The organism is Henriciella aquimarina (assembly GCF_002088975.1).
Classification (GTDB): Bacteria; Pseudomonadota; Alphaproteobacteria; order Caulobacterales; family Hyphomonadaceae; genus Henriciella; species Henriciella aquimarina.
Genome location: NZ_NCST01000019.1, coordinates 213,763 through 239,782 on the forward strand (window position 1 = coordinate 213,763; position 26,020 = coordinate 239,782).

Annotated in this window: 28 protein-coding genes; 23 read left to right on the forward strand and 5 right to left on the reverse strand. The window is 59.9% G+C overall.

Features of this window, described 5'->3' with window-relative positions; all coding sequences use genetic code 11:
* Positions 1-5 precede the first annotated feature (5 nt).
* Positions 6-1,319 carry a GTPase HflX gene (gene hflX / locus B8784_RS02995; protein WP_407646462.1) on the forward strand — a complete coding sequence of 438 codons (1,314 nt, stop codon included), beginning with the start codon at positions 6-8 and terminating at the stop codon, positions 1,317-1,319.
* Here the strand turns inward: hflX and tyrS are convergent.
* Entirely contained in the window at positions 1,316-2,569 is a 1,254-nt protein-coding gene (tyrS, locus tag B8784_RS03000) for a tyrosine--tRNA ligase (RefSeq protein ID WP_084396190.1), read from the reverse strand. The genes hflX and tyrS overlap by 4 nt on opposite strands.
* A 50-nt stretch (positions 2,570-2,619) precedes the next feature.
* Between tyrS and B8784_RS03005 the strand changes: the two genes are divergently transcribed.
* A complete protein-coding gene (locus B8784_RS03005; RefSeq protein WP_233355941.1) occupies positions 2,620-3,750 on the forward strand; it encodes an anhydro-N-acetylmuramic acid kinase in 1,131 nt (376 codons plus the stop codon).
* Here B8784_RS03005 and B8784_RS03010 read toward each other — a convergent pair.
* Positions 3,747-4,505 carry an alpha/beta hydrolase gene (locus B8784_RS03010; RefSeq protein WP_084396140.1) on the reverse strand — a complete coding sequence of 253 codons (759 nt, stop codon included), beginning with the start codon at positions 4,503-4,505 and terminating at the stop codon, positions 3,747-3,749. The genes B8784_RS03005 and B8784_RS03010 overlap by 4 nt on opposite strands.
* Positions 4,506-4,625: 120 nt before the next feature.
* Between B8784_RS03010 and B8784_RS03015 the strand changes: the two genes are divergently transcribed.
* From B8784_RS03015 to B8784_RS03050, 8 genes are all read left to right on the forward strand, one after another.
* Complete coding sequence (locus B8784_RS03015; protein ID WP_084396141.1) at positions 4,626-5,768, forward strand: cysteine desulfurase family protein; 1,143 nt, start codon at positions 4,626-4,628, stop codon at positions 5,766-5,768.
* Between the two features lies 1 nt (position 5,769).
* Entirely contained in the window at positions 5,770-7,305 is a 1,536-nt protein-coding gene (gene sufB, locus B8784_RS03020) for a Fe-S cluster assembly protein SufB (RefSeq protein ID WP_084396142.1), read from the forward strand.
* Between the two features lie 18 nt (positions 7,306-7,323).
* Positions 7,324-7,728, forward strand: coding sequence for a nuclear transport factor 2 family protein (locus tag B8784_RS03025; RefSeq protein WP_084396143.1), 405 nt, complete (start codon positions 7,324-7,326; stop codon positions 7,726-7,728).
* A gap of 195 nt (positions 7,729-7,923) precedes the next feature.
* The gene (gene sufC / locus B8784_RS03030; protein ID WP_084396144.1) at positions 7,924-8,685 is read left to right on the forward strand and encodes a Fe-S cluster assembly ATPase SufC; all 762 of its coding nucleotides are present in this window, start codon (positions 7,924-7,926) and stop codon (positions 8,683-8,685) included.
* Entirely contained in the window at positions 8,682-9,920 is a 1,239-nt protein-coding gene (locus tag B8784_RS03035) for a SufB/SufD family protein (protein WP_084396145.1), read from the forward strand. The genes sufC and B8784_RS03035 overlap by 4 nt, the downstream gene beginning before the upstream one ends.
* Before the next feature lie 12 nt (positions 9,921-9,932).
* Positions 9,933-11,150, forward strand: a complete 1,218-nt coding sequence (locus tag B8784_RS03040) for an aminotransferase class V-fold PLP-dependent enzyme (protein WP_084396146.1) — start codon at positions 9,933-9,935, stop codon at positions 11,148-11,150.
* Between the two features lie 9 nt (positions 11,151-11,159).
* Positions 11,160-11,555, forward strand: a complete 396-nt coding sequence (locus B8784_RS03045) for an SUF system Fe-S cluster assembly protein (protein WP_084396147.1) — start codon at positions 11,160-11,162, stop codon at positions 11,553-11,555.
* Between the two features lie 35 nt (positions 11,556-11,590).
* Positions 11,591-11,953, forward strand: coding sequence for a HesB/IscA family protein (locus B8784_RS03050; protein WP_084396148.1), 363 nt, complete (start codon positions 11,591-11,593; stop codon positions 11,951-11,953).
* Here B8784_RS03050 and B8784_RS03055 read toward each other — a convergent pair whose 3' ends face one another.
* Entirely contained in the window at positions 11,954-12,751 is a 798-nt protein-coding gene (locus B8784_RS03055; RefSeq protein ID WP_084396149.1) for a lysophospholipid acyltransferase family protein, read from the reverse strand. It abuts the gene before it with no gap.
* 11 nt (positions 12,752-12,762) lie between these two features.
* The gene (locus tag B8784_RS03060) at positions 12,763-13,356 is read right to left on the reverse strand and encodes a TetR/AcrR family transcriptional regulator (protein ID WP_233355943.1); all 594 of its coding nucleotides are present in this window, start codon (positions 13,354-13,356) and stop codon (positions 12,763-12,765) included.
* 231 nt (positions 13,357-13,587) lie between these two features.
* Between B8784_RS03060 and yajC the strand changes: the two genes are divergently transcribed.
* Genes yajC through secF form a run of 3 tightly spaced genes read left to right on the forward strand, consistent with a single transcriptional unit; the run spans position 13,588 to position 16,648 of the window.
* Positions 13,588-13,971, forward strand: coding sequence for a preprotein translocase subunit YajC (gene yajC, locus B8784_RS03065; protein WP_084396151.1), 384 nt, complete (start codon positions 13,588-13,590; stop codon positions 13,969-13,971).
* Between the two features lie 23 nt (positions 13,972-13,994).
* A complete protein-coding gene (gene secD, locus B8784_RS03070; protein WP_084396152.1) occupies positions 13,995-15,671 on the forward strand; it encodes a protein translocase subunit SecD in 1,677 nt (558 codons plus the stop codon).
* A gap of 11 nt (positions 15,672-15,682) precedes the next feature.
* Entirely contained in the window at positions 15,683-16,648 is a 966-nt protein-coding gene (secF, locus tag B8784_RS03075; protein WP_084396153.1) for a protein translocase subunit SecF, read from the forward strand.
* A gap of 16 nt (positions 16,649-16,664) precedes the next feature.
* Here the strand turns inward: secF and B8784_RS03080 are convergent, their stop codons facing one another.
* Positions 16,665-17,429 (reverse strand): NAD kinase, encoded by a 765-nt coding sequence (locus B8784_RS03080; protein WP_084396191.1) that lies wholly within the window; start codon positions 17,427-17,429, stop codon positions 16,665-16,667.
* 109 nt (positions 17,430-17,538) lie between these two features.
* Here B8784_RS03080 and B8784_RS03085 point away from each other — a divergent pair, with 109 nt between their 5' ends.
* The 10 genes from B8784_RS03085 (at position 17,539) to thiL (ending at position 25,917) form a co-directional block, all read left to right on the forward strand.
* Complete coding sequence (locus tag B8784_RS03085; protein WP_084396154.1) at positions 17,539-18,315, forward strand: class II aldolase/adducin family protein; 777 nt, start codon at positions 17,539-17,541, stop codon at positions 18,313-18,315.
* A gap of 111 nt (positions 18,316-18,426) precedes the next feature.
* Positions 18,427-19,644, forward strand: a complete 1,218-nt coding sequence (hemA, locus tag B8784_RS03090) for a 5-aminolevulinate synthase (protein WP_084396155.1) — start codon at positions 18,427-18,429, stop codon at positions 19,642-19,644.
* Positions 19,645-19,814: 170 nt separating this feature from the next.
* On the forward strand, positions 19,815-21,113 hold the full coding sequence (gene glyA / locus B8784_RS03095) for a serine hydroxymethyltransferase (protein WP_084396156.1): 1,299 nt from the start codon (positions 19,815-19,817) through the stop codon (positions 21,111-21,113).
* A 12-nt stretch (positions 21,114-21,125) separates the two neighbouring features.
* Positions 21,126-21,596 (forward strand): transcriptional regulator NrdR, encoded by a 471-nt coding sequence (nrdR, locus tag B8784_RS03100; RefSeq protein ID WP_084396157.1) that lies wholly within the window; start codon positions 21,126-21,128, stop codon positions 21,594-21,596.
* A complete protein-coding gene (locus B8784_RS03105; RefSeq protein ID WP_084396158.1) occupies positions 21,593-22,252 on the forward strand; it encodes a RibD family protein in 660 nt (219 codons plus the stop codon). Before nrdR ends, B8784_RS03105 begins: the two co-directional genes overlap by 4 nt.
* 66 nt (positions 22,253-22,318) lie before the next feature.
* Entirely contained in the window at positions 22,319-22,948 is a 630-nt protein-coding gene (locus tag B8784_RS03110; protein WP_084396159.1) for a riboflavin synthase, read from the forward strand.
* Positions 22,945-24,072 carry a 3,4-dihydroxy-2-butanone-4-phosphate synthase gene (gene ribB / locus B8784_RS03115; RefSeq protein ID WP_084396160.1) on the forward strand — a complete coding sequence of 376 codons (1,128 nt, stop codon included), beginning with the start codon at positions 22,945-22,947 and terminating at the stop codon, positions 24,070-24,072. Before B8784_RS03110 ends, ribB begins: the two co-directional genes overlap by 4 nt.
* A gap of 1 nt (position 24,073) precedes the next feature.
* Positions 24,074-24,502, forward strand: coding sequence for a 6,7-dimethyl-8-ribityllumazine synthase (gene ribH, locus B8784_RS03120; protein ID WP_084396161.1), 429 nt, complete (start codon positions 24,074-24,076; stop codon positions 24,500-24,502).
* Positions 24,502-24,972 (forward strand): transcription antitermination factor NusB, encoded by a 471-nt coding sequence (gene nusB / locus B8784_RS03125; RefSeq protein ID WP_084396162.1) that lies wholly within the window; start codon positions 24,502-24,504, stop codon positions 24,970-24,972. Before ribH ends, nusB begins: the two co-directional genes overlap by 1 nt.
* Positions 24,973-24,984: 12 nt before the next feature.
* Complete coding sequence (gene thiL, locus B8784_RS03130) at positions 24,985-25,917, forward strand: thiamine-phosphate kinase (protein WP_084396163.1); 933 nt, start codon at positions 24,985-24,987, stop codon at positions 25,915-25,917.
* Positions 25,918-26,020 lie beyond the last annotated feature (103 nt).

The window sequence follows — 26,020 nt, forward strand, 5'->3', positions numbered from 1 at the left end:
CCGACCTGGTCGACCGCATTCCGCCCGAAGACAGGGCGGGTGTCGTCATTCCCTGGACGCAACCCTCCGAGCGTCCGGATGCCGACCGGCTGTCCGAGACCGCAGGGCTCGTCGAGGCCCTGGGTTGCAATCTGACATTCCTCAGAGCCGAACAGGTGCGCAAACCCAACGCATCGCACTTGCTCTCGGGCGGTATTCTTGAACGGCTGAAAAACGATATCGAGGCTGGCGGCTGCAATCTGGCCGTCATCGACGCCAATCTCAGCCCTGTCCAGCAGCGCAACCTCGAGAATGTTCTCGGCTGCAAGGTGATCGACCGTACAGGGCTTATTCTCGAGATCTTCGGGCTTCGCGCCCGGACGAAGGAAGGCAAGCTGCAAGTCGAACTCGCGCGCTTGTCCTATGAGCGTTCGCGGCTTGTGCGGACCTGGACCCACCTGGAGCGTCAGCGTGGCGGTGGGGGCTTTCTGAGCGGCCCTGGCGAAACCCAGCTCGAAGCTGACCGGCGGATGCTGGACCGCCAGCTCGCTTCCCTCAAGGCAGACCTAGACGAGGTCCGCCGCACTCGTGGGCTGCAACGCTCGGGCCGTCGTCAGGCGGGGTTCCCCGTAATTGCGCTCGTCGGGTATACGAATGCTGGCAAATCAACCCTCTTCAATCGGCTGACAGGGGCCAATGTGTTCGCCCGGGACATGCCCTTTGCGACGCTGGACCCGACGATCCGCCGGATCGAACTGCCGCAGATCGGCGATGGCGCGCTGGTCGATACGGTCGGTTTCATCTCGGACCTGCCAACACACCTCATCGACAGCTTCCGGGCGACGCTTGAGGAAACACTTGAAGCCGATCTGCTTATCCATGTCCGGGACCGGTCCAGTCCACATGATGAGGACCGCAAGGCGGATGTCATGAAGGTTCTCCGCCGGCTTCAGGAAGAAGGCGATGTACCACTGCCGCCCATCGTTGAGGCCTGGAACAAGGTAGACCTGCTCTCGCAGGACATGCAGCAGGCCCTGCAGATTTCCGCGCGCTCCGGATTGGGAAGTGTCCCGGCCGTCGTGACTTCAGCGCTGACAGGGGAGGGGATTGACGATCTTCTCAACCTGATCGTCGCATCGATCCAGAGCGAGCTGGAAACTTATCGCGTCTCGCTCAAGCCTCAGGACGGCGCCGCCCGCGCATGGCTTTATGAGCATGGTGCCGTGCAGGAAGAAGAGGTCGGCACAGATGGCACAGTGACGGTCGAGGTGGGTCTGACCCCGAAGCACCGGGGCCAGTTCGAAACCATGTTTTCCGAGATCGACCTTCTGGAGGTTTAAACCGGACGGATGAGCGCGTGCCGCTTTTTGCCGGCCGAAAGCTTGATCGCCCCGTTTTCATTCAGATCGTCCAGACCGATGGTGGCATTCTGATCGCTGAGGGGCGTGTCGTTTACACGTGCCGCGCCCTGTTTGATGAGGCGGCGGGCCTCGCCGTTTGATTGCGATAAGCCAGCTTCGGTAAAGGCGGCTGCGGCAAGCATGCCATCTTCCAGCGTCTGTCGCGCCACTTCGGCAGTCGGCAGGGCGTCGTCGGCCTGACCAGCCCCGAAAACCGCGGCCGCTGCGCGCTCGGATTCACGGGCAGCTTCCTCGCCGTGCAGCAGTGTTGTCGCGGCATTGGCGAGCGCGATCTTGGCGTCATTGATCTCTGCGCCTTCGAAAGCTTCCAGGCGCTCGATTTCGCTGATGGGAAGGTCCGTGAAGAGACGCAGGAACCGGCCGACATCTGCATCTTCGGTGTTGCGCCAGAACTGCCAGTATTCGTAGGGCGACTTGCGATCGGGGTTCAGCCAGACGGCCCCGTCGGCCGTTTTGCCCATCTTGCCACCGGAAGCGGTCGTGATGAGGTGCGCCGTCAGGCCAAAAGCCTCGCCCCCGTCCGCCTTGTGGACGAGATCGACGCCCCCAAGAATGTTCCCCCACTGGTCCGAACCGCCGAGCTGGAGGCGGCAGTTCTGGCGCCGGAAAAGCTCAAGGAAGTCATAGGACTGGAGCAGGAGGTAGTTGAACTCCAGGAAGGTGTAAGGCTGCTCATTGGCGAGACGGCGGGCGACTGTTTCCTGCTTCACCATGGTGTTGATGGTGAAATGCACCCCGATGTCGCGCAGGATCTCAATGTAGCCGAGCTGGTCCAGCCAGTCGGCATTGTTGACCATGACGGCATCCGTCGGGCCGTCCCCGAATGTAAGGAAGGGCTCGAATGCCTTGCGGATGCCGGCAATGTTTGCCTCGATCTGCTCATTGGTGAGGAGCGGACGGGACTTTTCCTTGTCGGTCGGATCGCCGATCTTTGTGGTCCCGCCGCCCATCAGCACGATAGGCTTGCCGCCACAGCGCTGCAGATGGCGCAGCATCATGATCTGCAGGAGAGAGCCGACATGGAGGCTGTCAGCGGTCGCGTCGAATCCGATATAAGCGATAGGCGTGTCAGTCGCACAGTATTCATCCAGCGCATCCGGATGCGTGATCTGCTTGGTGAATCCGCGTTCCTCGAGGGTTTGAAGAAACTCAGATTTGAACTGGCTCATCGGCTCGACTCCATAATCGGAGAGCGCAGCTAGCACGGGAGAGACAGAGATTGAACCTGCAGAGTGAGGATTTTGAACCGGTTTGGTCGGCAGGCTTCATGTCCGGCACGTCAATCGACGCCGTGGATGCAGCCCTTATCCTGACGGATGGTGTCGAGGTTCTGGACTTCGGGCCGGTGGCCGAGCGCAAATACACTCCCGGCGAACGCAATACGCTCAAGCAGGCCATTGGCGAGGCTCGGGCCTGGAACTGGGCTGGTCCGCCACCTGAACAGGCGTTCGACGCCGCGCGGGCGGTCCTCACAGCCACACATGCAGATGCCTGGGCGCGCCTGCTTGAAAACTGGGACGGGCCTCGCCCGGCCCTGGCCGGGATACATGGACAGACGGTTCTCCACCGCGCGCCGGGCAAGGCGCGGCCCGGCGCGACGCTGCAAGTGCTTGATCCGGGCGCGATGCGGGCAGAGCTCGGTGTGCCCGTCGCTTTCGACTTTCGATCGAACGATGTCGCCCATGGGGGCCACGGGGCGCCGCTTGCGCCGGCCTACCATGCCGCGCTCCTGCGCCAGCTGGGCGCAGGCCAGAGCGCGGCCGTGCTTAATCTGGGCGGGGTAGCCAACATCACGTACCGCAAGCGGGATGGTAGCCTCTACGCTTTTGATACAGGCCCCGCCAATGGGCCGATCGATGAGTGGGTCGAAGGCCACGATGCCGGCACGCATGACGAAGGTGGACGGCTGGCCGCTTCGGGACGCGTGCATGAGGGCGCGCTAACACAATGGATGGCGCACCCCTGGTTCGATGAGCCGGCGCCGAAAAGCCTCGACCGGTTTGACTTCAATGCCAGTCTCGCCCGTGGCCTGTCGCTGGAAGATGGGGCCGCGACCCTGACGGCCTTTTCCGCAGAAGCGGTTGCGCATGCGATTCGCGGCTTCGACGACACACCCTCACAGATCATTCTGTGCGGCGGTGGGCGTCATAACCCGCAACTGGTCCGCGAGCTGAAGCAACGATGTCAGTGCACGATCAGGACGGCCGAAGAAGTCGGCTGGATGGGGGATTCCATCGAAGCACAGGCCTTTGCCTTCCTGGCCGTGCGGACCTTGCGCAGGCTGCCGATCAGCTGGCCCGGCACGACGAGCGTACCCGAGCCAATGACCGGAGGCGAACTACTGCCTTAATCCTCGTCGTCTTCCTCGGAATCCTCATCATCGACGTCCTCATCGGTTTCGTCGGTGATGGCGGCCTGTCCGCGAATTTTCTTCGTTTCGGCTTCGGCGCGCAGCTTCTGTTCGTCCTCGACCAGCCGACGGTCGACATAGGCCTCGCACTTCGAGATCAGGTCGTCCTGCTTGCCGGTGAAGAAGTGGTTGGCGCCGGCGATGAAGTCCCGCTCGATCACTTCGCCTTTCTGGACACGAACCTTGGTCAGCGCGCGCTCGACATCCTTCGGACCGGAGATCTTGTCATTGTCGCCGGAGATGATCAGGCCGGAGGCCGGGCAGGGCGCCAAAAAGGCCAGATCGTAGTGGTTGCAGGGCGGCGCAATTGCGAGAAAGCCGTCGATTTCTGGCCGGCGCATCAGCAGTTGAAGCGTGATCCAGGCGCCGAAGGAATAACCGGCGCACCAGACAAAACGCGGGCTTTCGGTCAGGTTCTCCATATAGTCGAGAACATAGGCAGCATCCTCAAGCTCGCCGACACCCTGGTCATAGACGCCCTGAGAGCGGCCGACACCACGGGTATTGAACCGCAGGACACCAAAGCCGCGGCGCTCGAACATCTGATAGAGACGGATCGTGATCGGATCCTGCATCGTGCCCCCGGCCCGCGGGTGCGGATGCAGGATGAGAGCGATCGGTGCGCCTTCTCTTGGCGGCTCTGTATAACGCGCTTCAATTCTGCCTGCGGGGCCGGGAATGATAAGTTCTGCCATGCTGAAGCGCCTCTAGCTGTTGCGAGCGTGGAAGTTGGAAAGTGGGCGCTTTAGGCGAAAGCGGCAAGGAAATGCAAGTTTTTGTGTAAGAGCGCGTCATGATAAACTACAGAGCACCCGATGATCTATGCTGACTATAACGCTACGGCACCTTTGAGGCCTGAAGCTCGCGACGCGATGATGACGGCGCTTGAGATCGGCGCCAATCCATCGAGCGTGCACGGCCCCGGCCGCGCTGCACGGAAGGTGCTTGAGGCAGCCCGCAAGCAGGTCGCCACAGCCATTCGCGGATTGCCGCAGGACATTGTGTTCACATCCGGCGGCACAGAAGCGGCTGCATTGGCCATTCAAGGTGTAGTGCGAAAGCTCGAACAGGATTGCACCTTGCTGGTTTCGGCGATTGAGCATGAAGCGGTCAGCAAGAATGCGGGCCATTCGGGCGCTGCAGTTGAAACGGTCTATGTCCAGCCGTCGGGTGCGATTGATCTCGATCAGCTCTCCGACAGGCTTAAGGTATGGGATGCCGACCGGTCAGGCACCCCTGTGCTTGTGTTGATGCTCGCCAACAATGAAACCGGGGTCATTCAGCCGGTTCAGGCAGCGGCTGCGATGGTGCGCGAGGCCGGTGGCCTGACTATTTGCGATGCCGTCCAGGGGCTCGGCAAGCTCCCGCTTAACGTGTCGCTTCTCGGAGCCGACTATCTCATGCTGTCGGCTCACAAGGCTGGTGGGCCGCAAGGGGCAGGGGCCCTCTGGATGCGCAGCGGCGCGCCGCTCTTGCCAACGGTTTTCGGAGGCGGTCAGGAACGCTCCCTGCGCTCGGGCACGGAAAACCTGTCGGGGATCGCCGGTTTTGGTGCGGCCGCCGAAGCCGCCAGCCGCGACCTGGAGAAGATGGAAAGCCTTGCAAGCTATCGCGATGCCATGGAAACCCGGCTTGAGCGCGAAGCTGGTGTCACCGTTTTCGGGAAAGATGTCCCCCGTCTGCCCAATACGTCTAATTTCGCTTATGATGGTTTCCGCGCTGAAACACAGGTCATGGCCATGGATCTGGCCGGTGTGGCGGTTTCGTCAGGCTCGGCCTGCTCCAGTGGCAAGGTCCGTCGGTCGGTGGTTCTGTCTGCGATGGGCGCGCCGGATACCCTTGCGGAATGTGCTATACGCACCAGCTATGGATGGAGAAGCAGACTAGAAGACTTCGAGCAGACAGCCGATGCCTGGCTCGATATTCTGCAACGCCGGAATTTGAAGGAGACGGCCTGAAATGGCTGATGATGTGAAAGTCAAAGAAGGCATTGATGCCGATACCGTTGCAGCCGCAAAAGCGCTGCAATCGGAGAATTACTCCGCCGGCTTCAAGACCGATATCGAGACCGAATATGCGCCCAAGGGCCTCAATGAAGAGGTCATTGCGTTCATCTCCCAGAAAAAGGGGGAACCGCAATGGATGCTGGACTGGCGCCTGAAAGCGTTCGAGCGCTGGCAGAACATGACAGAGCCGGGCTGGGCAAAGGTCCAGTACGAGAAAATCGATTATCAGGACATCTACTATTACGCCGCGCCGAAGCGCGGGGCGAAGTATGAGTCGATTGACGATGTTCCGCAGGAAATTCTCGACACATATGAAAAACTCGGCATTCCGCTTCGCGAGGCGGAAGTCCTGCTTGGTGTCGAAGGCGCCGATGAAACGGCGGCCGAAGCGCGCACCGGCGAAAGCGGCTCCAAGGTGGCCGTGGACGCGGTTTTTGACTCCGTCTCGGTGGCAACGACCTTCCGGAAGGAACTGGAAAAGGCCGGCGTGATTTTCATGTCGATCTCCGAGGCCATCCGGGAGCATCCGGAGCTCGTGCAGAAATATCTGGGCTCGGTCGTGCCGCGGTCCGACAATTTCTTCGCGACCCTCAACAGCGCCGTCTTCTCGGACGGGACCTTCGTCTATGTGCCTGAGGGCGTGCGCTGCCCTATGGAGCTGTCGACCTATTTCCGGATGAATGCCGAGAATACCGGCCAGTTCGAACGCACCCTCATCATCGCGGACAAGGGCGCGTATGTGTCCTATCTGGAGGGCTGCACAGCCCCCATGCGTGATGAAAACCAGCTCCACGCCGCTGTCGTCGAACTGGTGGCGCTGGAAGATGCCGAAATCAAATACTCGACCGTCCAGAACTGGTGGCCGGGCGACGAAAACGGCAAGGGCGGTATCTACAACTTCGTGACCAAGCGCGGCGACTGCCGCGGGGCCCGTTCCAAGATCAGCTGGACGCAGGTCGAGACCGGTTCGGCTGTGACCTGGAAGTATCCTTCCTGCATCCTGCGTGGAGACGACAGCACCGGTGAGTTCTACTCGATTGCGGTGACCAATGGCCGGCAGATGGCCGATACGGGCACCAAGATGATCCATCTGGGCAAGAACACCCGCTCCCGCATCATATCGAAGGGGATTTCCGCAGGCCGCTCGGACAACACGTATCGCGGGCTCGTCTCGGTGCACAAGAAGTCCGAGAAGGCCCGCAACTTCACCCAGTGCGATTCGCTTCTGATCGGTGGCGACTGCGGCGCGCACACCGTGCCCTATGTCGAGGCCAAACGGGCGGATGCCCAGCTTGAGCACGAGGCGACCACGACGAAGCTGTCGGAAGACCAGCTTTTCTATGTCCGCCAGCGTGGTCTGGGCGAGGAAGAAGCGGTTGCACTCCTGGTCAATGGCTTCGTTCGCGATGTCATGCAGCACCTGCCGATGGAATTTGCGGTCGAGGCCCAGAAGCTCCTTGAGGTCAGCCTTGAAGGCAGCGTGGGCTAGTGGATGAGGCGGTAGCCCGTGAACACTGAAGCGTTCCAATCCTGGCTCACTGCCTATGGCGCGGCATGGGAAGACTGTGATCCTGAGGCCTATATGCCGCTCTTCAGTGAGGATGCTGCCTATCACTGGACACCGTTCGAGGCTCCGCGAAAAGGGCATGCCGAAATCCGTGAGGCGCTGTCCCGCGCGATGGAAACCCAGAAAGATCCGGACTTTTCGTTCGAGATCATCAGTTTCGATGGGAAGACAGGCTGGGCGCACTGGACGTGCAGTTTTACCCGCAAAAGCATAGACGAGCCGGTGCGCATCGATGGCGTACTCTGCGCTGAGTTTGACGAGGCTGGAAAATGCCGGGTCTTCCGCGAATGGTGGCATGCGCTCGAGCCGGGGCAGGGCGACCTGATGCGGGATTTTGACGCCTGAGAGGGTATGTCGCTTAAGCGCCGCAGGCAGAGGTGTGCTTGTGAGGTGAAAGAAAAGTCTGACCTTTGCGGTAAAGCTCTAAACCGCTCTGTCCGGGCATGATTTCCGGGGCCAGATGAAGACAGACTGACTTTCCTTTGCCTTTGCGGCAAGAACGGGCTTTGAAATCAGCGTGCAAGCCTCTACATCCGCGGCATGTTGAAGCTTGATAATCTGTCCGCCCGCGTCGGCGAAGAAGAGAGCGAAAAGACCATTCTCAATGGCCTGTCGCTTGAGGTGCCGGCTGGCGAGGTCCACGCAATCATGGGGCCGAATGGCGCTGGCAAATCGACCCTTGCCTATCTGCTGACAGGCCGTGAAGGCTATGAAGTCACTGGCGGCACAGCGACGCTCGATGGCAAGGACCTTCTTGCCATGGAGCCGGAAGATCGGGCCGCCCATGGGGTCTTCCTGTCATTCCAGTACCCGGTCGAGATTCCGGGTGTACCGGTCATGACCTTTGTGCGCACCGCCATGAATGCCCAGCGCAAGGCCCGCGGTGAGGAAGAAATGTCCGCCCCGGAATTCATCAAGAAGGCCCGTGAGATTGGCGGTATTCTCAATATTGACGCCGAAATGCTGAAGCGCCCGGTCAATGTCGGCTTCTCCGGCGGTGAGAAGAAGCGCCTCGAGATCTTTCAGATGATGATGATGGAGCCGCGTTTCAGCATCCTCGACGAAACTGATTCCGGTCTCGACATCGACGCGCTCAAGACGGTGGCCAATGGGGTCAATGCTCTGCGCAGCCCGGAGCGCAGCATGCTTGTGATCACGCACTATCAGCGCCTGCTGGATCATATCCGGCCAGACAAGGTTCATGTCCTGGCCAAGGGCCGCATCATTAAATCCGGCGGCCCGGAGCTGGCCGAACAGCTTGAGAGGGACGGGTATGACGGCATTCTGGGAGAAGTGGCTTGACCCTTGCCGATCTCAAAGAGCAGTTCGGTGATCCGACCCCTGCTGAGCTTCAACTGATCGCCAAATATGGCGAACTACCGGAGGATGCACGCCGCCTGCGTGCCTTTGAGGCTTTCGCCAAAAACGGGTTGCCTCATCGCCGCATGGAGCAGTGGAAGTGGACGGACTTTCGCCATGCCATCCATGCCATCGAAACCGGTCAGCCCCGGCGGGAGAAGACGATTGAACCGTCGGATGACGCTCTTGTCTTCCGGTTCGACGGCAAGAGCTGGCATGTGCCGCAAGATCTTCCTGACGGGCTATCCGTTTTCGAGAAGAGCGAGGCACAGGCTGTCGGCAATGCCGAAGAGCTGCCGCTCGCAGCGCTTGCGGGCGCGTTGACAGGCCAGTCAGGCCGGGCTGATCTGCTGCAGGTCGAGGTTACAAAGCCGATCAAGCAACCGGTCTTTCTGGATTTCGATTATGAGCGCCTCGAAACAGCGTTTGCCAGGATTGCCTTTGTTGTGAGGCCCGAGGCGAAGGTCGACGTCATCGAGCGCCATGCCGGCGGCGCCGGGTTCAGTTCCGTGCTGGTCGAATTTGGCATACAGGATGGCGGGCATGTGACGCGCTCCCTGCTCCAGTCGGGCGGGGCCGAAGAGGCAACGGCCATTACCGCTGGCGTAACCCTCGGCGCCCAAGCGGTCTATGAGCAGACCGCGCTGGCCTTTGGCGCCAAGGTCGCCCGTATCGAGACACGGCTCGCCTATGAAGGGGAGGCGGGGCGAGCCCATATCAACGCTGCCTATCTTCCTGCCGATGGCTATCATGTCGATTTCACGAGCCATGTGCGTCATGGCGCACAGAGCTGCGTGACCCGGCAGCTGACCAAGGGGGCTGTCAATGATGGCGGCCGGGGCGTTTTCCAGGGCAAGTTCCACGTGCCGCGCTCGGTGGGCCAGCACACCGATGCCGACATGCAGCATCAGGCGATCCTGCTCGAGAACGGTGCTGAGGTCTATGCGAAGCCCGAACTCGAGATCTATGCCGACGATGTCGAGTGTGCGCACGGCAACACGTCCGGGCAGCTCGATGAGACAGCCTTGTTCTATATGCGCCAGCGCGGCATCCCTCACATGGAAGCGCGCGCGCTGCTGACTGAGGCCTTCATTGCCGAAGCGCTGGAAACCGCGCATCCGAGCGTCAGGGACTCCTTGCTTGAGGCCTCTCGCGCTTTCCTGCGCAATGAAGCCTGATAAGGACCATTCATGGCTCTAAACGTCGAAAATATTCGCCAGCAATTCCCGATCCTCCAGCGTGAGGTCAATGGCAAACCGCTGGTCTATCTCGACAATGCCGCGAGCGCCCAGAAGCCTGACGCCGTCATCGACGCGATGTCAGGGCAGGCCCGCACGGCTTATGCCAATGTCCATCGTGGGCTGCATACGCTCGCCAATGAGACGACGGAGGCCTATGAGGGCGCACGCCTGACGGTGCAGCGTTTCATCAATGCCCCCACGCCGGAAAACATTGTCTTCACCAAAGGCGGCACAGAAGCGATCAATCTCGTTGCGGCCGGGCTCGCGCCAGACATTGAGCCCGGTGACGAGATCGTCCTGTCCGTCATGGAGCATCACTCCAACATCGTCCCGTGGCACTTCCTGCGGGAACGAAAGGGTGCGGTTCTGAAGTGGGTGCCGGTGCTCGAGGATGGCTCGCTCGACATGGACGCCTTGCGCGACGCCATCGGCCCTCGGACACGCATGGTCGCTATGGCACACATGTCGAATGTCCTCGGCACGGTGACCCAGGCGAAAGAGATTACCGAGCTGGCCCACGCGGCTGGCGCAAAGGTCCTCTTTGACGGCTGCCAGGCAGGTGTTCACCTGGATGTCGACGTGTCCGAGATCGGCTGCGACTTTTACGTTCTGACCGGTCACAAGATTTACGGCCCGACGGGGATCGGTGCCCTGTATGGCACCGCAGAGGCTCTGCGAGAGCTTCAGCCCTATCAGGGCGGTGGCGAAATGATCGAAATCGTCGAGCAGGACCGCGTCACCTATAACGAGCCCCCCCACAAGTTCGAAGCCGGCACCCCGCCGATTCTTGAAGCCATCGGGCTTGGCGCGGCCATGTCGTGGCTTGAGCAGTATGACAAACAGGCCGTTCTGTCCCACGAACAGTCTCTTTATGATCGTGCGTGCGAGGGCCTTTCTGCCGTCAACGGCCTTGTCATTCACGGCAAGCAGGAGGGGAAGGGGCCCGTCCTGTCCTTCTCGATAGAGGGCGCGCATCCACATGATATCGCGCAGCTTCTGGACCGTTATGGTGTGGCTGTACGTGCAGGGCATCATTGCGCTCAGCCACTTATGACCCATCTAGGAGTCAGTGCCACGGCGCGGGCCAGTTTCGGCATCTACAACACGCATTCAGATGTTGATGTATTTGTCGAGGCCCTCCACAAGGCCCGAGGCATGCTGTTATAAGGATTGCACATGGCTGACGACATGCGCGTAAATGAAACGATGGATCCGGCAGCGAAAGCCGAGGACAGCGAAGCTGCATCCGCGATCCCGCAGGAAGAGCTGGACCGGCTGACGGATGAGCTCATTGCCGCTTTCAAGACGGTGTTCGATCCCGAGATCCCGGTCGATATTTACGAGCTTGGCCTCATCTACAAGGTCGATATCGACGATGACCGCAAGGTTGACGTCGAGATGACCCTGACGGCGCCGGGTTGCCCTGTGGCCGGAGATATGCCGGGCTGGGTCGAGAATGCGGCGCGCACCGTTGAAGGCGTAAAGGATGTCGAGGTCCGCCTGACCTTCGATCCGCCATGGGATCCATCGCGGATGTCGGACGAGGCGCGTCTCGCCCTCAATATGCTCTAGTTGAAACTCCAGCCGATCGACCTCATCTCTCTATCATGGCCAGACGACCAAGACCGAAACTAGTCAGTCTTACCGACGCCGCGGCAGAGCGCGTACGGGAGATAATGGACGAGCAGGGCGCCGGATATCTTCGTGTCGGCGTCAAGAATGGCGGTTGCGCCGGCATGGAGTACGTCATGGACTATGTCGACGAGCCTGAAGAGCTCGACGAGATCGTCGAGGACAATGGCGTGCGCATCGTCGTGGACTCGAAAGCCATTCTTTTCCTTCTTGGATCCGTCGTGGATTTCGAGACGACAGCGCTCCACGAAAAATTCGTTTTCCGGAACCCCAACCAGACTGATGCCTGCGGGTGCGGCGAAAGCGTGACCATCGCCCCGGCTGTGGCCGAAGGTTGATTACTCCCGCACGATTGCCGGCTCATGAGTTGTGTCGTCCGCTTTGTCCGGGTCAGGCAGCAGTCGTGTTTCCGTGACCGCTTCACCTGTCGCCTCCGCGAGCAATTCAGCTGATCGCTTCTCGATCATCTCCGTCAGCCTGGCGAGAAAAGCCTCCTTCGAAAGCCCCGTCTCAATAGGTGGCAGGAATTCGATAATGGCTGTTCCAGGTTGTTTGCGAATATCTTCCTGCTGCCAGAAGCAGCCGAGATTTGTCGCCACTGGCACCACAGGGGCATTCATGGCCTTCTGCATGTGCCAGACACCCGGCTTGTAGCGAAAGTGATAGCCGGGTGGAGCGAGGTGGCCCTCCGGATAGATCAGGATGCGGCGTCCTTCGCCTTTGGCTTGCTGCAGGCCCTCGGCCAGAGAGGCCGCCTTGCGTTCGCCGCCACCACATGTGTCGATGACGATTGCGCCAAGCTTCTGAAGCAGGCGGCCGACGAATGGAAACCGTTCCAGGTGGTCGCCGGTCACGAAGGTGAGATTTTTGACTTCCGGATAGATCAGAAAGCCGTCGCCCCAGCTCTGATGCTTTGCCGCGAGAATAAAGCTCCCTTCAGGCAGATTTTCGCGGCCGCGGACGTCCACCTTTATCCCGGCCAGGACGCGCAGGCAGATCCGCATGGCCCGCGTATATGACCTGATGACGGCCGTTGTCGCGCCACGGCCCGGGAGCACCAGAGTTGGAAGCGCACAAATGACATACACAAAAGAAACAAGGTAATAGACAGCCGTAAAGGCGATGCCACGAGCCATGAGCGAGTTCCCTATTTCTGAAGCAGAATGGCCATGATCGCCCGCGTGAAGGTGTCCACGTGCTGGGTGAAGGGGCCGGAGAAGCGGTTGTAAATCTTGTGCTGGCCCGCCTGGGAGACGATGCCAAGGCACATGGATGTAGTGACGGCTGCGTTTCCAGCCGGGATTTCCCCGGCATCCATCATCGCCTGCACAATATGCTCGATGCGCGTGACCGGATCGTCCTGGCGGCGTGAGTCGTGGGGCAGAAAACGGTTGAGAGAGACCAGATGGAAGGAAAAGAGCAGCCAGTCCTCGTCTGCAAGCCGGCAATAGGCTGTAACAGCCCGGTGGACCCGCTCCTGGAGAGAGCCTGGCTGAGACAAGGCATCGCCCAGCATTTCGCCCAATCTGTTGTGCGTCTCCATGAACAGGGCAAGAGCGAGCTCGTCTTTACCCTTATAGTGACGATATAGCGCGCCTTCGGACACGCCTGCGGCGCTTGCGATTTCACGCGTGGTTGCAGCATCCACCCCGCTATCGATGAAAAGCTGCAGGGCGGCACGTTCAATACGTGGCCGGGCATTCGAGGCCCGAGACTGAGGTGTGCGAGGCGGTTCCGACATGGTCATGCTTTCCGTTTTCAGCCTTGGTACATAGGATTGCTTTAAAGCACAAGTGAGCGCTCACTTACTATTTTGCAATGAGATCATGTGCCGATAGGGTGTACTTGATCGGAGGACTGCCGTGACCTGTCAGGCAGGCGAAACTGCTATCGCGCGTTGATTGGTCTTGTTTGCAATGTAAGGCCTCCACAGATATAGCCACGAGCTCGAAATCGCGGGGAGACTGACATAATGAAATCAAGACTGGCGGCGGCTGCGCTTCTTTCAGGCGCTATTGCACCTGTAGCACTTGCGCAGGACCAGGGCGGTGGAGCCGGCGGCGGCATCATGGCGCAGCTGATATTCTTCGTGCCCCTGATTCTCATCTTCTACTTTCTCCTCATTCGTCCTGCCAATCAGCGTCAGAAACGCCATAAGGCGATGATCGAGGGCGTCGTCCGCGGCGACACGATCATCACGTCGGGCGGCCTGATCGGCAAGGTGACCAAGGTGACGGATCAGGAAATCAGCGTGGATCTGGCCGAAGGGGTCCGGGTCCGCGTCGTGAAGGGCATGATTGCCGATGTTCGCGGCAAGGACGAGCCTGCTGCGGCCAACGACTCCAAATCCTCCTGAATAACTGAGCGGGATCCGCAGCCATGCTGAATTTTCCGACCTGGAAAGTCTTGCTGATTTGCCTGGTGCTCGTCTGGGGTGGGCTGCTGGCCCTGCCCAATGCGTTCAGTGATGGCTTCCTCGGCATTGCGCCCAGAGATACCGGCGCGTCCGACGCGCAGTCTGTTGCTGCCTTCGAAGCGCAAAAGGAGGCTGCCGAGAATTCCTGGTGGCCGAGCTTTCTGCCAAACAACAAGGTCAATCTCGGGCTGGACCTTCAGGGCGGGGTCTACCTGCTGACTGAAATCAATCCCGACGAAGTGGCTGCAAACCGGCTTGAGACGCTTCAGGCCGATATCGTGCAGGAGCTCAACAAGCCGCCACTGATCAAGCGGGATGTGCCGGAGCAGCAGGGCAGTACGCTGCCGATCAGGCTGCGTGATCCCTCCCAGATGGATGATGCCGTAAAACGTCTCCGGCGGATCAATCCCACCATTGGGCTCGGTGGTGGCGAAAAGGTAATGAGCATCAATGAAGTCAATGACGAGCTGATCAACATCACCGTCTCCGACAGCGCGAAGCAGGCGCTGGCAACCGATGCACAGGACAAGATGATCGAGATCATCCGGCGCAGGCTCGACCCCGACGGGGTGAGTGAAATCGCGATCACGCCGCAGGGCGACACGCGCATCGTGATTGAAGCGCCCGGTGAGGCCGACCCGCGCCGCATCAAGGATATTCTGAGCCAGGCTGGCCGTATGACCTTCAACATGGCGGATATGGATCCGTCGGCCATCCGGGCTGCTGAGGCCACGCGCCCCCGGCCGGGCTGGGAGCTGGTCCAGGATACCGATGGCCGGCCCATGCTGATCAACCGCACACCGGTCGTGACCGGTAGCGACATTGCCACCGCCAATCAGGGGCGTGACCCCGACGACAACTCCGCAGCCGTCGATTTCCGGCTGACCGGCTCCGGCAAGGAACGTTTTGGCCGGGCGACGGCGAACAATCGCGGGGAAATCTTCGCTATTGTTCTGGATGGCACAGTCATGTCCGCCCCCAGGATCAATGAGCCGATTTGGGGTGGAAGCGTTCAGATTACCGGCGACTTCAGCGTTGAAGAGGCGCAGGACCTTGCCGCCATCATCGAGGCCGGCGAACTGCCCGCGAAGCTGAACTTTATCGAAGAGCGCACGGTCGGGCCGGGCCTCGGGGCCGACTCGATCCGGGCCGGGACACGGGCCAGCCTTATCGGTCTGGTTCTCGTCGGCGTCTTCATGATCATTGCCTATGGCCTTATGGGCGGGTTTGCCGTGGGGTCGCTGCTGACGAACATCATCCTGATCCTCGGGGCCCTCTCAGGGCTTGGCGCGACACTGACCTTGCCCGGTATTGCCGGTATCGTTCTGACCATCGGTATGGCGGTCGACGCCAATGTCATCGTGTTCGAGAGGATCCGGGAGGAACAACGAAACAGGCGATCACCGGCCACGGCGATTGTCGCCGGCTATGAAAGGGCGCTCGCAACCATTCTTGACGCGAACATCACCACCTTCATCGCTGCAGCGATCCTTTACATGCTTGGCTCCGGCCCGGTGAAAGGCTTCGCTGTTACCCTCGCGATCGGTATCGTGACCTCCGTGTTCACCGCTTTCGTCATCACGCGCTGGTTCACCGCCATGTGGGTGAAATCGATGAAGCCGCGCAGGCTGGCAATCTGAGGAATTTACCCATGCTTCTCCAATACTGGCCTCAGAGAACCAACGTCCCGTTCATGGCGTTCCGCTTCCCGGCCTTCCTCGTCTCCTTGCTGCTGATTGCGGCGGCTTTCGCCCTGATCTTCACAAAGGGCTTGAATTTCGGGATCGATTTCGCGGGCGGGTCCGTCATCGAGATCGAGCAGCCGGAAGGTGTCAACGAGCAGGACGTCCGCACAGTCCTAGGCGATCTCGGGCTCGGTGACGTCCAGGTCAACGCGGCTCGCGGCACCGGGGTCGAAGGCATCGAGGTGATCGTCATCCGCTTTGCGATCCAGGAGAGCGGAAGCGGAGACCAGGAAGCTGCCCAGCAGACCGCGAATAATGAGGTCCGCGCGGCGCTGGAAGACGCTTTTCCAGGCGTGAATATCCGAAGCAGTGCGGCGGTCGGTCCGAAAGTGTCCAGTGAGCTTCTCAAGAGCGGCCTGACGGCACTTGGCGTCGCGCTGGCACTGATGATGGTCTACATCTCGTTCCGTTTCCAGTGGCAGTATGCCTTGGGCGCTGTGGCGGCGCTGTTCCATGATGTCATCATCACCATGGGCATGTTTGCGCTGACGCAATTCGAATTCAATCTTTCGACGATTGCCGCACTCCTGACCATTGTCGGTTACTCGATGAACGACACGGTGATCATTTTCGACCGCGTTCGCGAGGAAGCTCGCAAGTACAAGAAGCTCGAACTGGCCAAGGTCATCGATATCGCCGTCAACGAAACGCTTTCACGTACCCTCCTGACGTCTGGCACGACGCTGATCGCGCTATTCAGCATTTATCTCTTCGGTGGGACGGTGCTGAGCGGGATGAGTTTCGCGCTGATCTTCGGCGTGATTGTCGGGACCTACTCGTCCGTGTTCGTGGCCTCCGCCATCGTGCTTCTGCTCGGCATCGACCGGGGCGAAAAGAAACGGCGTGAAGTCGCAGGCTTCCAGGGCGTCTGACGACGCAAGGGGCCGATCAAAACGCAAATTGCTCGCGCAGGATGCGTTCATCGAGGGCATGCCCCGGATCGAACAGCATCGTCAACGGCTTGGAGCGGTCCTCATGAACCGTGACCGTCGCGATATCGCGGACTTCCTGGTTATCGGCGGCCGCTGACACGGGGCGGCGATTGGGCTCAACAATATCGAACTCCACCTTCGCATCGTGCCGGAGCAGGGCGCCGCGCCACCGCCTCGGGCGGAACGAGCTGACAGGGGTCAGAGCCAGGAGATTGGCACCGATCGGAAGGATCGGGCCATGCGCCGAAAGGTTATAGGCCGTCGAGCCGGCCGGCGTTGCGACCATGATGCCATCACAGGTCAGCTCACTCATCCGCTCTCGTCCATCGACGCGGATACTCAGCTTCGCGCTTTGCGCTGTTTCGCGGAAGAGGGAGACCTCATTGATGGCAAGACGCTCATAGCGTTCGCCATTGACGTCGGTGGCAATCATCCGCAGTGGCATCAGTGTCGCCTTGGCCGCTTTGTTGATTCGCTCGTAGAGGTCTTCCTCATCGAAATCGTTCATGAGAAAACCGACCGTGCCGCGGTTCATGCCGTAGACTGGTTTGCTGTCATCGAACCGCCTGCGCATGGCCTCCAGCATCGCACCGTCGCCGCCGAGCGCGACAATCACCTCGGCATCTTCTTCTGCGCATTGACCATAGCGATGTGTCAGACGCTGCAGCGCATCCTGGGCTTCGGGACGGCGGGAGGCCGTGAAGGCGATTTGTATTTTCATGCCGCCCATGTCAGGCGCTCGCGGCCAAGCGTCAAGCGTGGATACGTGCGGGCTGGCGTCCCGTACGGTTTATCCTGTATGATGTAGTCAACTATATCAGGAGGATACGATGCCGGACGACATGAAGGCCTTGAACGTCAAGGACGCGGTGAGCGCGGAAGAATGGAAAGCCCGTGTCGATTGCGCCATGCTCTATCGGCTTGTCGCGCTGCATGGCTGGGACGACATGATCTTTACCCATATCTCGCATCGCGTGCCGGGGCCTGAGCATCACTTTCTCATCAATCCCTATGGCATGTTCTTCGATGAAATCACGGCCTCCTCCCTCGTGAAGGTCGACCTGGACGGCAATATCGTCAGCGACACGCCTTACTTCATCAATCCGGCTGGCTTCACGATTCATTCCGCCATCCACGCCAATCGTGAGGATGCCAATGTTGTCATCCACCTTCACACCGATCAGGGCGTTGCCGTTTCGGCCCAGAAGGAAGGCCTCTTGCCGATTTCGCAGACCGCGATGATCGTTCGCGAAGATCTCGCCTATCACGATTATGAAGGCGTTGCGCTGGACCTGGATGAACGTGAGCGGCTCGTCGCCGACCTCGGGCCCGAAAAATCCAGCATGCTGCTTTGCAATCATGGTACGCTGACATGTGGTGAAACGGCATCGATGGCTTTCACCCGCATGTTCTTCCTGGAGCGGGCCTGCAACATGCAGGTCATGGCGCTCGCTGGCGGGCGTGAGAATGTGGTCGAGTGCGGCCGGGATATTCAGGAGAAGGTCGCCGGGCAGGGCGCTGCTGGCTTGTCGACGCTCTCTGAGAAGCTGATCTGGCCCGGGCTCACGCGCAAGCTGGATCGCGAAATGCCGGGATATGACATTTAGGCTGAAAGTGCGACATTTGCGGCGTAAGCACATTCCCCTATAGATACCGTCGGATGGCTTTGCCATATACGCCGTACATAAGGTTGAGCCCGGACAGCGGAAGCAAAAGATATGAAACATATCAAGGCATTCGAAAACGCCCTCACGACGATTCACGGTGAGGGGCGTTATCGCGTTTTCGTCGATCTGCACCGTCACCGGGGCCGTTTCCCCAAGGCGACGGCCCGTTTCGAGGATGGCGAACGCGAGATCACTGTCTGGTGTTCGAATGACTATCTCGGCATGGGGCAGGACGAGACCGTTCTGGAAGCCATGCACGAGGCAATCGACAGTTTCGGTGCCGGATCCGGCGGAACTCGTAATATTTCGGGTACGACGCGCTACCACGTTGACCTGGAGCGCGAGCTTGCCGATCTGCACGGCAAGACGGGCGCGCTTTTGTTCACGTCCGGCTATGTTGCGAACGAAGCTACGCTCTCCACTCTGGGTAAGATTCTGCCCGGGCTGATCATCTATTCCGATGAGCTGAACCACGCCTCCATGATTGAGGGCATTCGCCGCTCGGGCGCAGATCGCCGGATCTTCCGCCACAATGATGTGGAACATCTCCGCGCGCTGATGGAGAATGACGATGCAGACCGTCCGAAGCTGATCGCCTTCGAAAGCGTCTATTCGATGGACGGCGACATTGGTCCCATTGAGAAGATCTGCGACCTGGCAGACGAGTTCGATGCCCTGACCTATCTCGATGAAGTCCATGCCGTCGGCATGTACGGCAAGGAAGGCGCTGGGGTGGCTCAGCGCGACGGTCTGATGGACCGTGTCGACATCATCGAAGGCACGCTCGGCAAGGCCTATGGCGTGATGGGCGGCTATATCGCGGCCCATGAGACGATGATCGACGCCATCCGCTCCATGGCCTCCGGCTTTATCTTCACGACCTCGACCTGTCCGGTGATGGCCGCCGGGGCCCTGAGCAGCATTCGCAAGCTACGTTCGGACGAGGGACGCAAGCTTCGCGCCGATCACCAAGCAAAGGCCGCGCTCCTGAAAGAGAAATTCCGTGAGGCGGGTCTGCCCGTGATGGACAGCGTGACCCACATCGTGCCGCTGCTGGTCGGGGATCCGGAGAAGTGCAAGGCGCTTTCCGATACGCTTCTGTTCGATTTCGGCATTTACGTTCAGCCCATCAATTACCCGACCGTGCCGCGCGGCACCGAGCGGCTCCGGTTTACGCCGGGCCCGGTTCACGATGAGGCGATGATGGACGAGCTGGTGTCTTCGATCCTGGCGGTCTGGAAACAGCTCGGACTGGCCGAGGCCGCCTGATCCAGGACCGATCGATCAAAACCTGTTTCTGCTCGAACGCTATATCTTTGCGCGCGCTGTGATATGCTTACGCGTCTTCCAAATGCGTATGCATGAATCAGCCCTGTCGTCACCTTGCCGACTGCGTGCTGGCTGCGTACACAACACACGAGCAAAACAGGGATTCGTCCATGCCAGACACATCGACTGTCACGCAGTTTGACGCGAGCCGCTTTTTTTCCGCATCGCTTGAAGATAGCGATCCGGCGGTCGCGGATGCTATCGCCAAGGAACTTGAGCGCCAGCAGCACGAAATCGAGCTGATCGCCTCGGAAAACATTGTTTCTAAGGCAGTCCTCGAAGCCCAAGGATCGGTTCTGACGAACAAATATGCCGAAGGCTATCCGGGCAAGCGCTATTATGGCGGCTGCCAGTTTGTCGACATCGCTGAAAATCTGGCGATTGAGCGCGCCACAAAGCTCTTCAATTGCAGCTATGCGAATGTTCAGCCAAACTCGGGCAGCCAGGCCAACCAGGCCGTCTTCCAGGCGCTGATCAAGCCGGGCGACACCATTCTCGGCCTGAGCTTGGATGCCGGCGGTCACCTGACGCACGGCGCCAAGCCAAACCAGTCCGGCAAGTGGTTCAATGCGGTCCAGTACGGGGTTCGCAAGGAGGACCATCTCGTCGATTTCGACCAGGTTCGTGATCTTGCCAAAACTCACCAGCCAAAGCTGATCATTGCTGGCGGTTCGGCCTATCCGCGTCAGTTCGACTTCAAGACCTTCCGCGAGATTGCCGACGAGGTTGGTGCCTGGTTCCTGGTCGACATGGCTCACTTTGCCGGGCTGGTGGCCGGGGACGCCCATCCCAATCCGCTCGAGCACTGCCACGTGGCGACAACGACGACGCACAAGACGCTTCGCGGTCCGCGCGGTGGCATGGTGCTCACCAACGATGAAACCATCGCCAAGAAGGTCAATTCGGCCGTGTTCCCGGGTCTGCAGGGCGGTCCGCTCATGCACGTGATTGCCGGTAAGGCGGTCGCTTTTGGAGAGGCCCTTACGCCGGCCTTCAAGACCTACGCCGCGAACGTCGTCGATAATGCGCGGGCCATGGCGGCTGCGGCGAAGGAGTCCGGCCTGGATCTCGTTTCAGGTGGCACGGATACGCACGTCGCCCTGATCGACCTGCGTCCAAAGCGCGTCACCGGCCGCGATGCCGAAGCTGCGCTCGGGCGCGCCTTTATCACCTGCAACAAGAACGGCGTGCCGTTTGATCCGGAAAAACCCATGGTCACGAGTGGTATTCGTGTCGGGTCTCCGGCGGGGACGACGAGAGGGTTTGGCGAAGCCGAATTCAAGCAGATCGGCCGCTGGATCGGTGAGGTTGTCGATGCCATCGCCCAAGGCGATTCCGAAGGGGTTGAAACCAGGATCCGGGAAGAGGTCAAGGCGCTGACGGCCCGTTTCCCGATTTATGGCGGTTAAGGAGTCTGACTCGTGAAGTGTCCGTTCTGCACAGCTGACAACACAGCCGTGAAGGATTCCCGGCCTGCGGAGGACAATACAGCTGTCCGCCGCAGGCGGGCCTGCGAGGTATGCGGCGGGCGCTTCACGACGTTTGAGCGGGTTCAGCTGCGTGAGATCATTGTCGTCAAGCGTGACGGCAAGCGCGCCATCTTCGACCGGGACAAGGTCGCGAAGTCCATCACGATCGCGCTTCGTAAGCGCTCGGTCGGCGATGAGAATGTCGAGCGGCTGGTCTCGGGCGTCGTCAGAAAGCTCGAAAGCAGCGGCGAAACCGAGGTGACATCGGTTGAGATCGGCGATCTGGTCATGGAGTCGCTCAAGACGGTCGACCCGGTCGGATATGTTCGCTACGCAAGCGTTTACAAGGATTTCAAGGATCCGAGCGATTTTGCCCGCTTCATAGAGACATCCGCCCTGGAAGAGGGACCTGATGAAGCGTGAGTAGCCGGGCGTCTGTCACCCTCAAGATCGCGACATCGCTGGATGCCCGTATCGCGCTTTCGAATGGCACGAGCCAGTGGATTACAAGTCCGCAGGCGCGCGCCCGGGCCCATCAGATGCGGGCCGAGCATGATGCCGTCCTTGTCGGCGTGGGCACGGTGCTCGCAGATGACCCGCTGTTGACGGCCCGCACGGTGCCTTTGCCAAAGCGCCAGCCCGTTCGCATCGTGGCAGACAGCCAGGTTCGCACCCCACCGGCCTCGCGCCTGGCGGCGTCAACGGCGACAGGCCGCGTTGTCATCGCGCATGCGGACCCGCAGAGGCGTGCCACAGCGAAAGGTTTTCAGGGCGTTGACTTCTGGCCGGTCGGTGATGGCCATGGGCGGGTCGCTCCACAGGAACTCCTCAGGCGGGCCCGGGCGGAAGGCATTAACAGGATTTTCCTGGAAGGCGGCGGGCAACTGGCCGCCAGCTTTCTGGCTGCCGGGCTTGTGGACCGGATCGAATGGTTTCGCGCGCCCATCATCATCGGCGGGGACGGCCTTCCGGCGATTGCTGCGCTGGGGCTCGACAAGATGTCATCGGCCTCCCGCTGGCAGCTTTCAGCCTATGAGCGGATTGGTGACGACAGCCTTGAGAGCTGGATCTCCGGCTGACTGACCTCACGTTATTCATTGGCGCGCCCCTGTCGGGGCCTTATATGCGGCGCCTAGGAGGGTTTCATGTTTACCGGACTGGTTACCGATATCGGCACGATCGAGGCTGTCGAGGACCGAACAGGCCTTCGGCGGTTTCGCGTTGCAAGCGCATTTCCGCTTGAGACCATCGCTATGGGCGCATCGATCATGCATTCGGGCGTTTGTCTGACGGTGGTCGCGATGGGTGAGCATGACCGCGGAAGCTGGTTCGAAGTCGAGGCTGTGCCGGAAACGCTGGGCCGCACAATGCTCGGCGCGCTTACCCAAGGCTCCAAGGTAAACCTCGAACAGTCCTTAAAGCTTGGAGACGAGCTTGGCGGCCACCTTGTTTATGGTCACGTCGACGCGCTGGGCGAGGTGATTTCCATCGTGGAGGAAGGCGAGAGTTACCGCATCACGATCCGCCCGCCCGCGTCTCTTCGGCATTATTTTGCGGCCAAGGGCTCTGTCGCCATCGATGGGGTTTCGCTGACCGTTGCATCCGTTCACGACAATGGCGACTTCGATATCGCCATTATTCCTCATACATGGCAGGTGACGACGCTTCACGAGTTGCAGCCCGCCAGCAAAGTCAATCTTGAGGTCGATATGCTGGCGCGGTACGTGGCACGGATGATCGGCGCAGACGCGCCTGACACACAGGTGGCCGAATGACCGATGACATTCACGCAGCGATTTCGTCTATCGACGAAATTATTGAAGATGCGCGTAATGGGCGCATGTTCATTCTCGTTGACGCCGAGGATCGCGAGAATGAGGGCGATCTCGTCATTCCTGCAAGTTTCGCGACGCCTGAAGCCGTCAACTTCATGGCCAAGTATGGCCGCGGGCTGATCTGCCTCTCCATGACACGCGAGCGCGCCCGTGCGCTCAATCTCGACATGATGGCTCGTGATAATCGCGAGAGCATGCAGACGGCTTTCACGGTGTCGATCGAGGCCAAGGAAGGGGTCACCACTGGCATTTCGGCGGCTGATCGCGCCCGGACGGTCGCTGTCGCAATCGACCCGACGAAGGATCACCACGACATTGTCTCTCCAGGCCACGTCTTCCCGCTGATCGCGCGCGACGGGGGCACGCTTGTGAGGGCCGGTCACACTGAAGCGGCCGTGGATATTTCCCGCATGGCAGGGCTGTATCCGGCTGGCGTCATCTGTGAGATCATGAATGATGACGGGACAATGGCCCGTCTGCCCGAGCTGATCTCATTTGCCCAGTATCACGGGCTCAAGATCGGAACGATCGCAGATCTGATTGCCTGGCGGCGTGAGAATGACCGCTATCTGGAGCGCCGGGTTGAAGCCCCGCTCGAGAGCGAATATGGCACCGGCTTCAAGACCGTGGTCTTCCGCAATTCACTTGATAATGTCGAACATATTGCTGTCGTTCACGGCAAGATCGATCCCGAGGAGACGGTCCTGGTTCGCGTTCACAGAACCGATGTTCTTGCCGACATTCTCGGCGAGAAGGGGCCGCGAGCTCAGCTGGTCAAGAAGACGATGAAAGTCATCGCGCAGGCAAAAGAGCCCGGCGTTGTCGTTTTCGTGAACACGATGCGGCCGAATTCGCTCGCATCGCGGCTCGGCCTGAAATCTCATGACGACGATGATCATCATCAGCCGCTGCGGGAATATGGCGTAGGCGCGCAAATCCTGCGTGAGCTCGGCGTGCGCAAGATGGTCTTCCTGTCAGACACACAACCGACCCGGGTCGCCGGCCTTGAGGGTTATGGTCTTAGCATTGAAGGCTGGAAGCCTCTTACGAGAAACGAGGACTAAAATGGCGCACCGGATTCTTGTGGCGACGTCACGCTATTACGAGCATATCTCCCGCGAGCTTGAAGCCGGGGTTGCAGAAACGCTTGCCGATGAGGATGTCGTCATCGAAACGATTGAAGTGCCCGGCGCGTTTGAGGTGCCAGGGATTATCGCCATGGCTGCCGACAGTGCTCAGTATGACGGTTACATCGCGCTTGGCTGCGTTATCCGTGGCGAGACAAGCCATTATGACTATGTCTGCGGAGAGAGTGCGAGAGGCCTCATGACCCTTGCCGTCGAACGCCGCCTCGCAATCGGCTATGGTATCCTGACGGTCGAGAATGAAGCACAGGCGCTCGCGCGCGCCGAGCGGGCGCAGAAGAACAAGGGGCGCGATGCGGCGCTCGCCTGCCTCGCCATGCTGAAGTTGCGGAAGAAGTTTGTGGGCTAATGCAAGATCAGAAGCTTCCCTTTGAGGTCATTCGCGCCCGGCGAGCAGGGGCCCGGCTGGCCGCGGTGCAGGCGCTCTACCAGATGGAGCAGACGGGCGAGAGCGCGAAAGCGGTGATCCGTGAATTCATGGAAGACCGTCTCGGCTTCGGCCCGGATGAAGAGCCCGTTGAAGAAGCCGACCCGGATCTTTTCAAGACAGTGGTAAGGGCTGTTGTCGATCATCAGGATGAAGTCGATGCGGCCATTCTCAAGCGGCTGTCGAAAGGCTGGAAGCTCTCGCGCCTTGATGCCACCACGCGGGCCATTCTGAGAGCGGCCACCGCTGAACTCATTCAGCAGCAGCATCTCTCAAAGGCGGTCCTTCTGGACGAGTATGTTACGCTGGCGCATGATTTCTTCGAGAAATCGGAAGCGAACTTCGTCAATGCCATTCTGGATAATGTCTCCAACGACCTTCGTGGCACGTAATCTGTTGGGTCCATGTCAGAATTCGACTGGATAGACCGCTACCTCAAGCCCATTGCCACAAGCCCGAACGCCATGGGCCTGGAAAACGATATCGCCAAATTGCGCCGCGAGCCGGCCGGCCAGCGTATTGCCACGATGGATACGTTGGTGGAGGGCATTCACTTCTTGAAGAGCGATCCGCTTGAAACGGTCGCGCGAAAGCTTGCCCGGGTGAATGTCTCTGACATCATTTGCAAGGGCGCCAGGCCCGAGGAGGCGTTTCTCTCTCTGGCGCTTCCGGACACGTTTTCCGAAGAGGACTTTGCGGCGTTCAGCGGCGGGCTGCGCAAGGATCTCGACCAGTGGGATATCGATCTTCTCGGCGGGGACATTGTCCGCACCTCCGGCCCCCTGGTTGTGACGCTGTTCCTGACCGGGCTTTGTCATGGGCCTGAGCCTGTCTCGCGGGCAAACGCGGCCATTGGCGACGTCTTGATGGTTACCGGTCAGATCGGGGCCGGCACAGCCGGGCTTGAGCATGTTCGATCCCGACAACAAACGGCGCTTGCCGAGCATTACCGGGTTCCGAACATCCCGGATATTGAGATCGCTGCCATTATCTCGCATTACGCGTCAGCCTCGATCGATGTTTCCGATGGGCTGATCTCCGACGCCGCCCACATCGCGAAATCAAGCGACGTCAGTATCGCAATCGATCTGGGCCGGGTTCCATGGGCGCTCTCGTCGCCTTCGTTGGAGCGTATGCTTGCGCTTGCGACCGGCGGGGACGACTACCAAACCCTGTTTACCGTAGACCGCGACAGGGTATCTGAGTGTCATGGCGCGCTCGAGAAGACCGGGATATCCGCCACTCGAATCGGCGAAGTGGTCTCAGGGGCAGGTGTAAGCGCTTATCTTGAGGGTGAGCCCGTCACACTGCCCGCCAAATCCGGTTATCAGCACTAAAAACTTTGCGCACAATCCCGCCCTTCGTGTGAAGCTGCTTGCCTATCTCCTTTGCTTTTGGCAGTGACGAGTCACATGAAAAAAAGCCTTTTCCGCAAATTTG

Coding starts and splice junctions, on each gene's coding strand:
- tyrS (WP_084396190.1), bottom strand. CDS start 2,569: ATGAGCCAGTTCAAATCTGAGTTTCTTCAAACCCTCGAGGAACGCGGA.
- B8784_RS03010 (WP_084396140.1), bottom strand. CDS start 4,505: ATGGCAGAACTTATCATTCCCGGCCCCGCAGGCAGAATTGAAGCGCGT.
- B8784_RS03015 (WP_084396141.1), top strand. CDS start 4,626: ATGATCTATGCTGACTATAACGCTACGGCACCTTTGAGGCCTGAAGCT.
- sufB (WP_084396142.1), top strand. CDS start 5,770: ATGGCTGATGATGTGAAAGTCAAAGAAGGCATTGATGCCGATACCGTT.
- sufC (WP_084396144.1), top strand. CDS start 7,924: ATGTTGAAGCTTGATAATCTGTCCGCCCGCGTCGGCGAAGAAGAGAGC.
- B8784_RS03040 (WP_084396146.1), top strand. CDS start 9,933: ATGGCTCTAAACGTCGAAAATATTCGCCAGCAATTCCCGATCCTCCAG.
- B8784_RS03045 (WP_084396147.1), top strand. CDS start 11,160: ATGGCTGACGACATGCGCGTAAATGAAACGATGGATCCGGCAGCGAAA.
- B8784_RS03050 (WP_084396148.1), top strand. CDS start 11,591: ATGGCCAGACGACCAAGACCGAAACTAGTCAGTCTTACCGACGCCGCG.
- B8784_RS03055 (WP_084396149.1), bottom strand. CDS start 12,751: ATGGCTCGTGGCATCGCCTTTACGGCTGTCTATTACCTTGTTTCTTTT.
- B8784_RS03060 (WP_233355943.1), bottom strand. CDS start 13,356: ATGTCGGAACCGCCTCGCACACCTCAGTCTCGGGCCTCGAATGCCCGG.
- yajC (WP_084396151.1), top strand. CDS start 13,588: ATGAAATCAAGACTGGCGGCGGCTGCGCTTCTTTCAGGCGCTATTGCA.
- secD (WP_084396152.1), top strand. CDS start 13,995: ATGCTGAATTTTCCGACCTGGAAAGTCTTGCTGATTTGCCTGGTGCTC.
- secF (WP_084396153.1), top strand. CDS start 15,683: ATGCTTCTCCAATACTGGCCTCAGAGAACCAACGTCCCGTTCATGGCG.
- B8784_RS03080 (WP_084396191.1), bottom strand. CDS start 17,429: ATGAAAATACAAATCGCCTTCACGGCCTCCCGCCGTCCCGAAGCCCAG.
- B8784_RS03085 (WP_084396154.1), top strand. CDS start 17,539: ATGCCGGACGACATGAAGGCCTTGAACGTCAAGGACGCGGTGAGCGCG.
- hemA (WP_084396155.1), top strand. CDS start 18,427: ATGAAACATATCAAGGCATTCGAAAACGCCCTCACGACGATTCACGGT.
- glyA (WP_084396156.1), top strand. CDS start 19,815: ATGCCAGACACATCGACTGTCACGCAGTTTGACGCGAGCCGCTTTTTT.
- B8784_RS03110 (WP_084396159.1), top strand. CDS start 22,319: ATGTTTACCGGACTGGTTACCGATATCGGCACGATCGAGGCTGTCGAG.
- ribB (WP_084396160.1), top strand. CDS start 22,945: ATGACCGATGACATTCACGCAGCGATTTCGTCTATCGACGAAATTATT.
- ribH (WP_084396161.1), top strand. CDS start 24,074: ATGGCGCACCGGATTCTTGTGGCGACGTCACGCTATTACGAGCATATC.
- nusB (WP_084396162.1), top strand. CDS start 24,502: ATGCAAGATCAGAAGCTTCCCTTTGAGGTCATTCGCGCCCGGCGAGCA.
- thiL (WP_084396163.1), top strand. CDS start 24,985: ATGTCAGAATTCGACTGGATAGACCGCTACCTCAAGCCCATTGCCACA.